13 protein-coding genes are annotated in these 13,025 nt (G+C 58.3%); 7 read left to right on the top strand and 6 right to left on the bottom strand.

From position 1 onward, the window contains the following. Window positions 1-36 precede the first annotated feature (36 nt). Entirely contained in the window at window positions 37-477 is a 441-nt protein-coding gene (locus ACA055_RS01610; RefSeq protein WP_149416955.1) for a YkgJ family cysteine cluster protein, read from the top strand. A gap of 222 nt (window positions 478-699) precedes the next feature. Here ACA055_RS01610 and typA read toward each other — a convergent pair whose 3' ends face one another. Further along, the gene (typA, locus tag ACA055_RS01605) at window positions 700-2,520 is read right to left on the bottom strand and encodes a translational GTPase TypA (RefSeq protein WP_497682069.1); all 1,821 of its coding nucleotides are present in this window, start codon (window positions 2,518-2,520) and stop codon (window positions 700-702) included. Window positions 2,521-2,659: 139 nt separating this feature from the next. Beyond that, a complete protein-coding gene (gene thiI, locus ACA055_RS01600; RefSeq protein WP_497682068.1) occupies window positions 2,660-4,114 on the bottom strand; it encodes a tRNA uracil 4-sulfurtransferase ThiI in 1,455 nt (484 codons plus the stop codon). Window positions 4,115-4,444: 330 nt separating this feature from the next. On the opposite strand from thiI, the gene glnA reads away from it, so the two are divergent. The 5 genes from glnA (at window position 4,445) to ntrC (ending at window position 10,036) form a co-directional block, all read left to right on the top strand. Next, window positions 4,445-5,851: a glutamate--ammonia ligase gene (gene glnA, locus ACA055_RS01595; RefSeq protein ID WP_010464555.1), complete on the top strand. Its 1,407-nt coding sequence runs from the start codon at window positions 4,445-4,447 to the stop codon at window positions 5,849-5,851. Window positions 5,852-6,147: 296 nt separating this feature from the next. After that, window positions 6,148-6,663, top strand: coding sequence for a DUF4124 domain-containing protein (locus tag ACA055_RS01590; protein WP_497682067.1), 516 nt, complete (start codon window positions 6,148-6,150; stop codon window positions 6,661-6,663). Then, the gene (locus ACA055_RS01585; protein WP_497682066.1) at window positions 6,660-7,286 is read left to right on the top strand and encodes a DUF4124 domain-containing protein; all 627 of its coding nucleotides are present in this window, start codon (window positions 6,660-6,662) and stop codon (window positions 7,284-7,286) included. The genes ACA055_RS01590 and ACA055_RS01585 overlap by 4 nt, the downstream gene beginning before the upstream one ends. 231 nt (window positions 7,287-7,517) lie before the next feature. Then, a complete protein-coding gene (gene glnL / locus ACA055_RS01580; RefSeq protein ID WP_497682065.1) occupies window positions 7,518-8,603 on the top strand; it encodes a nitrogen regulation protein NR(II) in 1,086 nt (361 codons plus the stop codon). Then, entirely contained in the window at window positions 8,600-10,036 is a 1,437-nt protein-coding gene (ntrC, locus tag ACA055_RS01575; RefSeq protein WP_497682064.1) for a nitrogen regulation protein NR(I), read from the top strand. The genes glnL and ntrC overlap by 4 nt, the downstream gene beginning before the upstream one ends. Before the next feature lie 692 nt (window positions 10,037-10,728). Here ntrC and ACA055_RS01570 read toward each other — a convergent pair. After that, window positions 10,729-11,169: a hypothetical protein gene (locus tag ACA055_RS01570; RefSeq protein ID WP_497682063.1), complete on the bottom strand. Its 441-nt coding sequence runs from the start codon at window positions 11,167-11,169 to the stop codon at window positions 10,729-10,731. Here ACA055_RS01570 and ACA055_RS01565 point away from each other — a divergent pair. After that, window positions 11,168-11,623, top strand: a complete 456-nt coding sequence (locus ACA055_RS01565; RefSeq protein ID WP_497682062.1) for a tRNA (cytidine(34)-2'-O)-methyltransferase — start codon at window positions 11,168-11,170, stop codon at window positions 11,621-11,623. The genes ACA055_RS01570 and ACA055_RS01565 overlap by 2 nt on opposite strands. A 131-nt stretch (window positions 11,624-11,754) precedes the next feature. On the opposite strand, the gene secB is transcribed toward ACA055_RS01565, so the two are convergent. From secB to ACA055_RS01550, 3 genes are read right to left on the bottom strand one after another with little or no spacing between them, the layout of a single operon-like run. Continuing rightward, window positions 11,755-12,240 carry a protein-export chaperone SecB gene (secB, locus tag ACA055_RS01560; RefSeq protein ID WP_497682061.1) on the bottom strand — a complete coding sequence of 162 codons (486 nt, stop codon included), beginning with the start codon at window positions 12,238-12,240 and terminating at the stop codon, window positions 11,755-11,757. Window positions 12,241-12,281: 41 nt separating this feature from the next. After that, the gene (gene grxC, locus ACA055_RS01555) at window positions 12,282-12,536 is read right to left on the bottom strand and encodes a glutaredoxin 3 (protein ID WP_008149430.1); all 255 of its coding nucleotides are present in this window, start codon (window positions 12,534-12,536) and stop codon (window positions 12,282-12,284) included. A 1-nt stretch (window position 12,537) separates the two neighbouring features. Next, window positions 12,538-12,951, bottom strand: coding sequence for a rhodanese-like domain-containing protein (locus tag ACA055_RS01550; protein WP_497682060.1), 414 nt, complete (start codon window positions 12,949-12,951; stop codon window positions 12,538-12,540). Between the last annotated feature and the right edge of the window lie 74 nt (window positions 12,952-13,025).

Raw genomic sequence — 13,025 nt, 5'->3', positions numbered from 1 at the left:
ATCGCGCGCCCTGATGCATGCTGGTAACAACCGATGATGAAGTCCAACCTGATCGCCGCCGCGGAGATCGACCGCCTCGATACCTGGGCCAAGTATTCTGCGCCGATGTGCGGTTCCTGCGTGTCCAGCTGCTGCACGCTGCCGGTCGAGGTCAAGATCAAGGATCTGATCCGGATCGGCATCGTCGATGAGTTCGAACGCGGCGAGCCAGCGAAGAACATCGCCAAGCGCTTGCAGAAGGAAGGGATCGTCGAGCGTTACAACCAGAAGTCCGAGATCTTCACCCTCCAGCGCATGAGCAACAACGATTGCCTGTACCTGGATCGCAAGAGCCGTCTGTGCACTATTTATGAAAAGCGCCCGGACACCTGCCGCAACCACCCGAAGATTGGCCCGCGGCCGGGGTATTGCGCCTACAAGCCCAAGGAAGTGGCGCGCGAGACCAGCAGCAGCCGTCGCACACTCGAGAAGTTCTGAGCATCATTGAGTATTGCGGCGGCTGAGAGGCCGCCTTCGCGGGCAAGCCCGCTCCCACATTGAAGGGTGCTGGACACAGATTATGTGTGCGACCCAAAACCCTGTGGGAGCGGGCTTGCTCGCGAAGAGGCCAGGACAAACACCGCAAAAAACCCAGACAAACAAAAACGCCCCCGACCTTGCGGTCGGGGGCGTTTTTTTAAGCGCTAACTAAGTCGAAACTCAGTTGCCGCTTTTCTTGGCAGCGCGGGTACGCTCGCTTTCGCCCAGGATCTTCTTACGAAGACGGATGGACTTAGGAGTGACTTCGCACAATTCGTCTTCTTGAACGAATTCCAGAGCCTGCTCCAGGGTGAAGCGGATAGGCGGAACCAGAGCGATGGTTTCGTCTTTACCCGAAGCACGCATGTTGTCGAGCTTCTTGCCTTTGGTTGGGTTAACGCCCAGGTCGTTGTCGCGGCTGTTGATGCCGACGATTTGACCTTCGTACACGTCTTCACCGTGACCCAGGAACAGTTTGCCGCGAGCTTGCAGGGTTTCCAGCGAGTAAGTCAGCGCCTTACCGGTAGCAACCGAAACCAGCACGCCGTTCTGACGGCCGGACATGTCGCCGGACTTCATCACGTCGTAACGGTCGAAGATCGAGGTCAGGATGCCTGCACCGGAGGTCAGGGTCAGGAACTCGTTACGGAAACCGATCAGGCCACGAGCCGGGATGTTGTACTCAAGGCGCACACGGCCCTTGCCATCCGGAACCATGTTGGTCAGGTCGCCTTTGCGGATACCGATCTGTTCCATGATCGAACCTTGCGATTCTTCTGGCAGGTCGATGGTCACGTTTTCGTACGGTTCGTGCTTCACGCCGTCAACCATACGGATGATCACTTCCGGACGACCAACACCCATTTCGAAGCCTTCGCGACGCATGGTTTCGATCAGTACCGACAAGTGCAGCTCACCACGGCCAGACACTTTGAACTTGTCGGCGGTGTCGCCTTCTTCAACGCGCAGAGCAACGTTGTAGAGCAGTTCTTTGTCCAGACGCTCTTTGATGTTACGGCTGGTGACGAACTTGCCTTCACGGCCGCAGAACGGCGAGTCGTTAACCTGGAAGGTCATCGAAACGGTTGGTTCGTCAACGGTCAGCGGCTTCATCGCTTCGACGTTCAGTGGGTCGCACAGCGTGTCGGAGATGAACAGCGAATCGAAGCCGCTGATGCAGACGATGTCGCCGGCAGCTGCTTCTTCAACGTCTACACGGTGCAGACCGTGGTGACCCATCAGCTTCAGGATACGGCCGTTACGGCGCTTGCCGTCGGCATCGATCGCCACAACCTGGGTGTTCGGCTTGACGCGACCACGAGCGATACGGCCAACGCCGATGATGCCCAGGAAGCTGTTGTAGTCCAGTGCCGAGATTTGCATCTGGAACGGACCGTCACGGTCAACTTTCGGCGCAGGTACGTTGTCGACGATCGACTGGTACAGTGGGGTCATGTCTTCAGCCATGTCGGTGTGTTCCAGACCGGCAATGCCGTTCAGGGCCGAGGCGTAGACAACTTTGAAGTCCAGCTGTTCTTCGGTAGCACCGAGGTTGTCGAACAGGTCGAAGATCTGGTCCAGAACCCAGTCCGGACGCGCGCCTGGACGGTCTACCTTGTTGATCACCACGATTGGACGCAGGCCGGCTTCGAAAGCCTTCTTGGTCACGAAACGGGTTTGCGGCATAGGGCCGTCTTGAGCGTCAACCAGCAGCAGAACGGAGTCAACCATCGACATTACGCGTTCAACTTCGCCGCCGAAGTCGGCGTGGCCCGGGGTGTCCACGATGTTGATGTGGTAGCCGTTCCAGTTGATGGCGGTGTTTTTCGCCAGAATGGTAATACCGCGCTCTTTCTCCTGGTCGTTGGAGTCCATCACGCGCTCGTCGTTGAGCTCGTTGCGCTCCAGGGTGCCGGATTGACGCAAGAGTTTGTCTACCAGGGTGGTTTTACCGTGGTCAACGTGAGCAATGATGGCGATGTTGCGTAGATTTTCGATCACTTGTGTATCTCGATCAGAGGATTCGGTGTGCTGACAAGTCTTGGCAGCGATTAACAGTAGAGTCCGGCAAAGCCGTTACAGCTTGACGGCGGCGTCGGGGGGCCGGTGACGCAGGCCACAGGCAAACAGCCCCGGGCACTTAGCTCGGTCGATAAACGCGCACATTGGCATGCCCCTCACTGAGCAAATGGTGGGCATGCAGGCGACTCATCACGCCTTTGTCGCAATACAACAGGTACTGGCGAGTAGGGTCCAGTTCCTTGAAACGAGCGTTCAATGCATAAAACGGCATCGTCTGTACCTCAATGCCACCGAGTTCCAGCGGCTCGTCTTCAGCGGCATCCGGGTGACGGATGTCGATGATGATCTGGCCCGCCAGTGCTTCGCTGACTTCTTCAATCTGCAAGTCCTGGCCCAATTCGTCGATCACGCGATCGATCGGCACCAGCTTGGCGTTCTCGAGCGCACGCTCAAGGACCGCCATGTCGAATTCTTTCTCTTCATGCTCCACGCGCGGACGCTTGGCGTGGGTCTTGGGGTTCACCGAGATGACCCCGCAGTACTCCGGCATGTGCTTGGCAAAATCAGCGGTGCCGATTTCGTTGGCCAGGTCGATGATGTCCTGCTTGTGACTGGCGATCAGCGGACGCAAGACCAGCTTGTCGGTCACGCAGTCGATCACGGACAGGTTCGGCAGCGTCTGGCTCGACACCTGGGAGATCGCTTCGCCGGTCACCAGCGCTTCGATCTCCAGCCGATCGGCAATACGGGAAGCAGCGCGCAACATCATACGCTTCAAAACCACACCCATATGACTGTTATCGACTTTCCCGAGAATTTCTCCCAGTACTTCCTCGAACGGCACACTGACAAATAACACGCGTTGGGAGCTGCCGTACTTCTTCCAGATGAAGTGCGCGACTTCCATGACGCCCAGTTCATGGGCACGTCCGCCCAGATTAAAGAAGCAGAAGTGGCTCATCAGGCCACGGCGCATGATCTGGTAGGCGGCAACAGTGGAATCGAAGCCGCCAGACATCAGCACAAGCGTCTGTTCCAGGGCACCCAGCGGATAACCGCCGATGCTGTTGTGCTGGTTGTGGATCACGAACAACCGTTTGTCGCGAATTTCGATGCGAACTTCGATTTGCGGCTCTTTCAGCGAGATTCCGGCGGCGCCGCACTGACGACGCAGTTGGCTGCCAACGTATTTCTCGACATCCATCGAGCTGAATTCATGCTTGCCGGCACGCTTGCAGCGCACCGAAAAAATCTTCCCAGCCAGTGAATCACCGAAATGCTGCTTGCACTTGGCGACGATGTCGTCAAAGTCGCCCAGCGGGTATTCATCGACCTGCAGGAAATGCGCGATGCCCGGCATGCAGCTCAGGCGCTCGGTCATCTCCTTCAGGGCTTTGGGCTCGCTCACGCGGGTTTCCAGCTCGAGATTGTCCCACACACCGTTCACCACCACAGCCGGGTCCAGGTCGCGGAGCACGGTACGGATGTTTTTGGCCAACTGGCGGATGAAACGCATCCGTACCGGGCGGCTCTTGATGGTGATCTCGGGGAAGACTTTTACGATTAGTTTCATGAAAACAGCGCGCGCTGGGCCAGCCGAAAAAGGGGGGCGCGGATTATAGCGGAAATTGCTCAAGGTTTAACCAGTTAATGTGCAGAAGGTTTTGCGCGCACCAAAACAGGTCATTTGTCGATTTTAACGCCACATTGTAGGGCGAGAATTTCTGCTTTAAGGCACATTGCACCTTTATAAGCGTGATATTGGGGCAAAAAACCCATGGTGGGGCACTGGCATGCAATTTGCTCCCTTGTGAGGCAGGTTGCCTTGGCAGAGTATTCGCGCCGGCATCACCCACATTCTAAGGGCATCCACTACTAAGCCCGAAGCCACCCGGAGGACACTATGTCGAAGTCGGTTCAACTCATCAAAGATCATGACGTCAAGTGGATTGATCTGCGCTTCACGGACACCAAAGGCACTCAGCACCACGTGACCATGCCGGCTCGCGACGCGCTGGATGAAGCTTTCTTCGAAGAAGGCAAAATGTTCGACGGTTCCTCCATCGCTGGCTGGAAAGGCATCGAAGCCTCCGACATGATCCTGATGCCGGATGACTCCACTGCCGTCCTCGACCCGTTCACCGAAGAGCCGACCCTGATCCTGGTTTGCGACGTGATCGAGCCTTCGACCATGCAAGGCTACGACCGTGACCCACGTGCGATCGCCAAGCGCGCCGAGGAATACCTGAAGTCGACCGGTATCGGCGACACCGTATTTGTTGGTCCAGAGCCAGAATTCTTCATCTTCGACGAAGTGAAGTTCAAGTCCGACATCTCCGGCTCCATGTTCAAGATCTACTCTGAACAAGGTTCTTGGATGTCCGACCAAGACGTGGAAGGCGGCAACAAAGGCCACCGTCCAGGCGTCAAAGGCGGCTACTTCCCTGTTCCGCCGTTCGACCACGACCACGAAATCCGTACCTCCATGTGCAACGCCATGGAAGAAATGGGCCTGGTCATCGAAGTTCACCACCACGAAGTGGCGACTGCCGGCCAGAACGAAATCGGTGTGAAGTTCAACACCCTGGTTGCCAAGGCTGACGAAGTTCAGACCCTGAAGTACTGCGTACACAACGTTGCTGATGCATACGGCCGCACCGCGACCTTCATGCCTAAGCCACTGTACGGCGACAACGGTTCGGGTATGCACGTTCACCTGTCCATCGCTAAAGATGGCAAGAACACCTTCGCTGGCGAAGGCTATGCCGGCCTGTCCGATACCGCTCTGTACTTCATCGGCGGCATCATCAAGCACGGTAAGGCTCTGAACGGCTTCACCAACCCGTCGACCAACTCTTACAAGCGTCTGGTCCCAGGTTTCGAAGCTCCAGTGATGCTGGCTTACTCGGCTCGCAACCGTTCCGCTTCGATCCGTATTCCTTACGTGTCCAGCCCTCGCGCTCGCCGTATCGAAGCCCGCTTCCCGGATCCAGCAGCCAACCCGTACCTGGGCTTCGCTGCACTGTTGATGGCCGGCCTGGACGGCATCCAGAACAAGATCCACCCTGGCGATGCAGCTGACAAAAACCTGTACGACCTGCCGCCTGAAGAGGCGAAAGAGATCCCACAAGTTTGCGGCAGCCTGAAAGAAGCCCTGGAAGAGCTGGACAAAGGTCGTGCGTTCCTGACCAAAGGTGGCGTTTTCAGCGACGACTTCATCGACGCTTACATCGCCCTGAAAAGCGAAGAAGAAATCAAAGTACGTACCTTCGTACACCCACTGGAATACGAGCTGTACTACAGCTGCTGATCCGGTAGCGCCTGCGCAAGCGGCGTGACAAAAAAGAGGCCTCCTTCGGGAGGCCTTTTTTATGCCCGGGATTTGACAACCAATAAAGTAACCTGTGGGAGCGGGCTTGCCCGCGAAAGCGGACTGTCTGACACATGGATGCCGGAATTGCCGACGCCTTCGCGGACAAGCCCGCTCCAACAAGGATTGGCGGCGTTCAAATGGTCTCGAAAAACATGCCCAAATGTTTACAACTTGGGTCAACCGTCGCCCCTGACCTATGCTGCAGTCCAACGCTTTCGTTTCTGGTCGTTTTTATGGGTCGTGGTTTTCTATTTATCTTGCTGCTGATCGCCCTGCCCGTCGCAGCGCAGATCTATAAGTACACCGACGCCGCCGGCAACACCGCCTACAGCAATCAACCGCCCGATGGCGTCAAGGCTCAGCCAGTGGAGTTGCCCCCACTCAATAGCATCGAGCGCCAGTCACCGGCAGAACCTGCACCGCCTGCAGAGGCTGACAACCGTGAGCAGCCCCGCAGCGCCTATGAGGTGCTGGAACTGACCGGCCTGCCCACCACAGAGGCCCTGCGCGCCAACAACGGCACCTTCACCGTCAGCGTCCTGATCAAGCCGCGCCTGCAAGGGCCGCATCTATTCAGGTTATTGCTGGACGATCAGCCTTACGGCCAACCCAGTAACGTACCGATCCTGCAATTGGTGAACATCGATCGCGGATTACATAGCCTCGCGGTGCAGGTGATCGACGGGGAAAACATCGTGCAACAAAGCCCCACCGTGACCTTCACCGTACAACGCGTACACAAGCCATGAGGCGCTGGCTGCTGATCGCGAGCCTTTCGTTGATGGCCCTTTCTGCATCGGCCGAGGTCTTCACTTACGTCGACGCCCAGGGCAATCGGGTATTCACCGATCAGCCTGGGTCCGGCAATGCCAAGCGTGTGCCCCTGGCACCGAGCAATCGCATGTCCGCCAACCCGACAGGTGCAGCGCCAGCGACTGCCGCGAAAAAAACCGCCCCCAAGCCACTCTTCCACTACGACATGCTCCGCGTGCTGGTGCCTGAGCCGGATGCGACCATCCGCAGCAGCGCTGGCGAAATCATCGTCAGTGTCACCAGCGAACCCGGCCTGCAACGCGATCACCGTTACCGATTGCTACTCGACGGCCAACCCACCGCGCAACCTGGCCCGAGCCCGGTGTTCGCCCTGAGTAACATTGATCGCGGCAGCCATAACTTGTCCGTGGAAATCGTCGACGAACATGGCCGCACCGTCGAACGCACCGCCAATCAACCCTTCCACATGCTGCGCATCTCCCTCGCGCAGAAGCGCCAGGTCAAACCCTGCACCCTCGCGGATTACGGCCAGCGACCGGAATGTCCGCTCAAAGACAAACCCGAAGAAGAAAAAAATCTCTTCCTGAGATTCTTCTAAACCTCGTTCAGGTTTGCGCCCTATATTGGTGCAATGAGGTGCACCGTACCCACATCGCAACCCATTTTGGTTCGAAAGTACCCGCGAAAGCTGGCAGAACGCCACGCAAACGAGCGTCAAACGCCCGTTTCAGGCCTTTAACGCTTCTTTTCGGAGCCTTGGTTTGGTTTTTGCATTTTCCTCGTATCGGCGCGTTATCCACGCGCATGCCCTGCTCCAAAAGAGGTCCTGATGACCATTAGCGACGCACTGCATCGATTGCTACTCGACAACCTGACCACCGCCACCATCCTGCTCGACGCCGAGTTGCGCCTCGAGTATATGAACCCGGCGGCGGAGATGCTCCTGGCCATCAGCGGCCAGCGCAGCCATGGGCAGTTCATCAGCGAGTTATTCACCGAATCCCCCGAGGCGCTGAATTCCTTGCGCCAGGCAGTCCAGCAGGCACACCCGTTTACCAAGCGCGAAGCGATGCTCACCGCCCTTACCGGCCAGACCCTGACCGTTGATTACGCGGTGACGCCGATCCTGGCCAATGGCAACACCATGCTGCTGCTGGAAGTGCACCCTCGGGACCGGTTACTGCGGATCACCAAGGAAGAGGCACAGCTGTCCAAACAGGAAACCAGCAAGATGCTGGTGCGCGGTCTCGCTCACGAAATCAAGAATCCGCTCGGCGGGATTCGCGGCGCGGCGCAATTGCTCGCCCGCGAACTGCCTGAAGAAAGCCTGCGCGATTACACCAACGTCATCATTGAAGAGGCCGATCGCCTGCGCAATCTGGTGGACCGCATGCTCGGCTCCAACAAGCTGCCATCGCTGGCGATGTGCAACATCCACGAAGTGCTCGAACGCGTCAGTCATCTGGTCGAGGCCGAAAGCCAGGGCTGCATCACATTGGTGCGCGACTACGACCCGAGCATTCCTGACGTTTTGATCGACCGCGAACAAATGATTCAGGCCGTATTGAACATCGTGCGCAATGCGATGCAAGCCATCAGCAGCCAGAACGAGCTGCGCCTGGGCCGCATCAGCCTGCGCACCCGCGCCATGCGCCAATTCACCATCGGCCACGTGCGTCATCGCCTGGTGACCAAGATCGAAATCATCGACAACGGCCCGGGCATTCCCGCGGAGTTGCAGGAAACCATCTTCTTTCCCATGGTCAGCGGCCGTCCGGACGGTACCGGGCTGGGCCTGGCCATTACCCAGAACATCATCAGCCAGCACCAGGGCCTGATCGAATGTGACAGCCACCCAGGCCACACCACTTTCTCGATCTTCCTGCCCCTGGAACAAGGAGCCACATCGACATGAGCCGTAGTGAAACCGTGTGGATCGTCGATGACGACCGTTCTATCCGTTGGGTCCTGGAAAAAGCCTTGCAGCAAGAAGGCATGACCACGCAAAGCTTCGACAGCGCCGATGGCGTGATGAGCCGCCTGGCGCGCCAGCAGCCGGACGTGATCATCTCTGACATCCGCATGCCGGGTGCCAGCGGCCTGGACCTGCTGGCGCGGATTCGCGAACAACACCCACGGTTGCCAGTGATCATCATGACTGCGCACTCCGATCTGGACAGCGCTGTCGCGTCCTATCAGGGCGGCGCGTTTGAATACCTGCCAAAACCGTTCGACGTCGACGAAGCCGTTTCGCTGGTCAAACGTGCGAACCAGCACGCTCAGGAACAGCAAGGCCTGGAAGTCCCGGTCACCTTGACCCGCACCCCGGAAATCATCGGCGAAGCGCCGGCGATGCAGGAAGTGTTTCGCGCCATCGGGCGCTTGAGCCACTCCAACATCACTGTGCTGATCAACGGCGAATCCGGTACCGGTAAAGAGCTGGTGGCCCACGCCCTGCACCGCCACAGTCCACGGGCGGCTTCGCCATTCATCGCGCTGAACATGGCGGCGATCCCGAAAGACCTGATGGAGTCCGAGCTGTTCGGCCATGAAAAAGGCGCATTCACCGGCGCAGCCAACTTGCGTCGCGGTCGCTTTGAACAGGCTGACGGCGGCACACTATTCCTCGATGAAATCGGCGACATGCCGGCGGACACTCAGACCCGTTTGCTGCGCGTGTTGGCGGACGGTGAGTTCTACCGCGTCGGCGGTCATACGCCGGTGAAGGTTGATGTGCGAATCATCGCCGCAACGCACCAGAATCTGGAAACCCTGGTGCACGCCGGGAAATTCCGTGAAGACTTGTTCCATCGCCTCAACGTGATCCGCATCCACATTCCACGGCTGTCGGACCGTCGCGAAGACATCCCGACCCTGGCCAAGCACTTCCTCAGCCGCGCCGCGCAAGAGCTGGCGGTCGAGCCTAAGTTGCTGAAAAGCGAAACCGAGGAATACCTGAAAAACCTGCCATGGCCCGGCAACGTGCGTCAGTTGGAGAACACCTGTCGCTGGATCACCGTGATGGCCTCGGGTCGCGAAGTGCACATCAGCGACCTGCCACCGGAACTGCTGAGCCTGCCGCAGGATTCGGCACCGGTGACCAACTGGGAACAAGCGCTGCGCCAATGGGCTGATCAGGCTTTGGCTCGCGGTCAATCGAGCCTGCTCGACAGCGCTGTACCGACTTTCGAGCGGATCATGATCGAAACCGCCCTCAAACACACCGCCGGCCGCCGCCGCGATGCTGCCGTGCTGCTGGGCTGGGGCCGCAACACCTTGACGCGCAAGATCAAGGAATTGGGGATGAAGGTGGATGGCGGGGATGATGATGAGGGGGAAGAGGGTTAAGCAGCCTTTGGCTATTCGCTGATCAATAGATCCAATCGCGGGCAAGCCCGCTCCCACAGGTTCAGTGCCAGGCTATTTTTGTTGGCTTACACCGAATCAATGTGGGAGCGGGCTTGCTCGCGAAGAGGCCCTCACATTCAAGAATGATGCTGTCTGACACTCCGCCTTCGCGAGCAAGCCCGCTCCCACATTTGGGAACCCGGTGCACCGCACCAATGCACCGTGACCTGCAATCGCGCACGGCAACTGATCCGAAATCCCGCCTTCAAACGTTACAAATCCAATCTGACAAATACACAAAAGCCCCGAATAACGGGGCTTTCAGCGTTTCAGAGCAGCTTTTTGTTTCACTTTGTTAAAACCTGGCACGCCCCCTGCAATAGTCCATTCAGTGATTCGATTCACTACCCAGTTTCGGGGACCTTGGTACAGGCAGGCCGGGGATTCCCCTCTTTACACCGGGCTCACACCGCATTTGCGACGAGCTCACCCAGTTTTGGGGTCCTTGGTACAGGCAGGCCGGGGATTCCCTCTTTACACCGGGCTCACGACGCAATGCGCGAGCCCTCCCGTTTTGGGGACCTTGGTACAGGCAGGCCGGGGATTCCCTCTTTACACCGGGCTCACGACGAAATGCGCGAGCCCCTCCCGTTTTGGGGACCTTGGTACAGGCAGGCCGGGGATTCCCTCTTTTATTGCTCTCGGAGATGGATCTCCAGCCGCCAGCGGTCATCGACCTCGCTACCGGCCCACTCGCCCTGCAGTGGCCGGGCCGCCACAACCGTCAGCAACAACCCTTCATCACTCAAACGTACCCGCCAATTCACGCTCTTGTCGTTGAGCTTGAGTTGACCTTTCTGCGCCTTGCCCTCAGCTTCGAATAGCAGCGCGACACTGCCGTCCACGACCTCGCCGTGGGTCTTGGGTTCGTGGTTGAACCACACCACCAACCCGTCGTTCGTCACCTCGACCTGCTGCAATTCGGTGGGGTCGGGGGTGGTCAGGCGACCGATCATCAGCCCCACCATCACCCCGACTATCGCCAGCGAACCCATCACACGCGGGAATAGTTTCGAACGTGGATCAGCTTGCGGCGTAGAATGCCGCTCATCTTTACCTTCGGAGCCGTGCATGTTTCACGTCATCCTTTTCCAACCAGAAATTCCGCCGAATACCGGCAACGTTATCAGGCTGTGCGCCAACAGTGGCTGCCACCTGCATTTGATCGAACCGCTGGGCTTCGAGATGGACAACAAGCGCCTGCGCCGGGCCGGCCTCGATTACCACGAATATGCCACCCTGCAACGCCACGCAGACCTCGCCAGCTGCCTGGAAAGCCTCGGTCATCCACGGCTGTTCGCCTTCACCACCAAGGGTTCGCGGCCGTTTCACGATGCCAGCTTCGCCGAGGGCGATGCGTTCCTGTTCGGCCCGGAAAGCCGTGGCCTGCCGGCGGAAGTGCTCGACGCACTACCTGGCGAACAGCGCTTGCGCCTGCCGATGCGCGAAGGCTGCCGCAGCCTGAACCTGTCAAACACCGTGGCGGTTGCCGTGTATGAAGGCTGGCGTCAGCTGGGCTTCAAATAACACCCAATAACAAATGTGGGAGCGGGCTTGCTCGCGAAGGGGTCATCAGCTTCAACATTAATGTTGACTGACACACCGCTTTCGCGAGCAAGCCCGCTCCCACATTGGACTTGCTACGACGCTCAGACCGCTTACTGAACGGCCGGAGTCTCGCCCGCAGCCTGCATGCGTTGCAGTTCTTGTGCATACAGCGCGTCAAAGTTCACCGGGGCCAGCATCAGGGCCGGGAACGAACCACGGGTTACCAGGCTGTCCAGGGTTTCGCGAGCGTACGGGAACAGGATGTTCGGGCAGAACGCGCCGAGGGTGTGGCTCATCGAGGCGTCGTCCAGGTTCTTGATCAGGAAGATCCCGGCCTGTTGCACTTCAGCGATGAACGCCACTTCTTCACCGTTCTTCACGGTCACGGATAGGGTCAGTACGACTTCGTGGAAGTCGCCTTCCAGCGCCTTTTGACGGGTATTCAGATCCAGACCGACGCTCGGTTCCCACTGCTGGCGGAAAATCGCCGGGCTTTTCGGGGCTTCGAAGGACAAGTCACGTACGTAGATGCGCTGCAAGGAGAATTGCGGTGCGGTTTCTTCTTCGCTAGCTGCAGTGTTCTGTTGGTCAGTCATCTCAGATCCTTTCTGATCTTGGGGTCTTATAGGGAAGGCATTCAGGCCTTGAGCATGGCGTCGAGCTTGCCGGCGCGCTCCAGGGCAAACAAATCATCACAACCGCCAACGTGCGTGCTGCCGATCCAGATTTGCGGCACGGACGTACGCCCGGCCTTCTGAGCCATCGCGGCGCGCACTTGCGGCTTGCCATCGACCTTGATCTCTTCGAAGGCCACGCCTTTGTTCTCGAGCAGGTACTTGGCTCGCGAGCAGTAAGGGCAGTAATCGCTGGAATAGACGACGACGTTGCTCATATCACTTCACCAGCGGCAGGTTGTCGCCCTTCCAGCTCGAAATACCGCCGGAAAGCTTGGCGGCGGTGAAGCCGGATTTCACCAGTTCGCGCGCATGCGTACCGGCCGTCTGACCCATGGCGTCGACCAGGATGATGGTCTTGGCCTTGTGTTTTTCCAGCTCACCGACGCGAGCGGTCAGTTTGTCGTGAGGAATGTTCAGCGCGCCAACGATGTGACCAGCGGCGAAATCCTTGTTCGAACGGATGTCGATCACCACGCCTGCGTCCTTGTTGACCAGCCCGGTCAGTTCACCGGTGCTCAGGCTGCGACCGCCGCCCTGCATTTGATAAGCGATCAGCAACGCCAGCAGTACGACAAAGATACCGACGAGCAGATAGTGGTTGGTGGCAAATTGAATCAGGTTAGCAACCATCGAAGGAGGTTCCAGGGCGTTAAAATGTCGGCCAGTATACACAGCCACTATGGTGGGCCAAACCCCGTCCGGCG

The sequence above is a fragment of the Pseudomonas sp. LBUM1657 genome, assembly GCF_059716075.1.
This window is presented reverse-complemented; position numbering and strand designations above follow the sequence as displayed.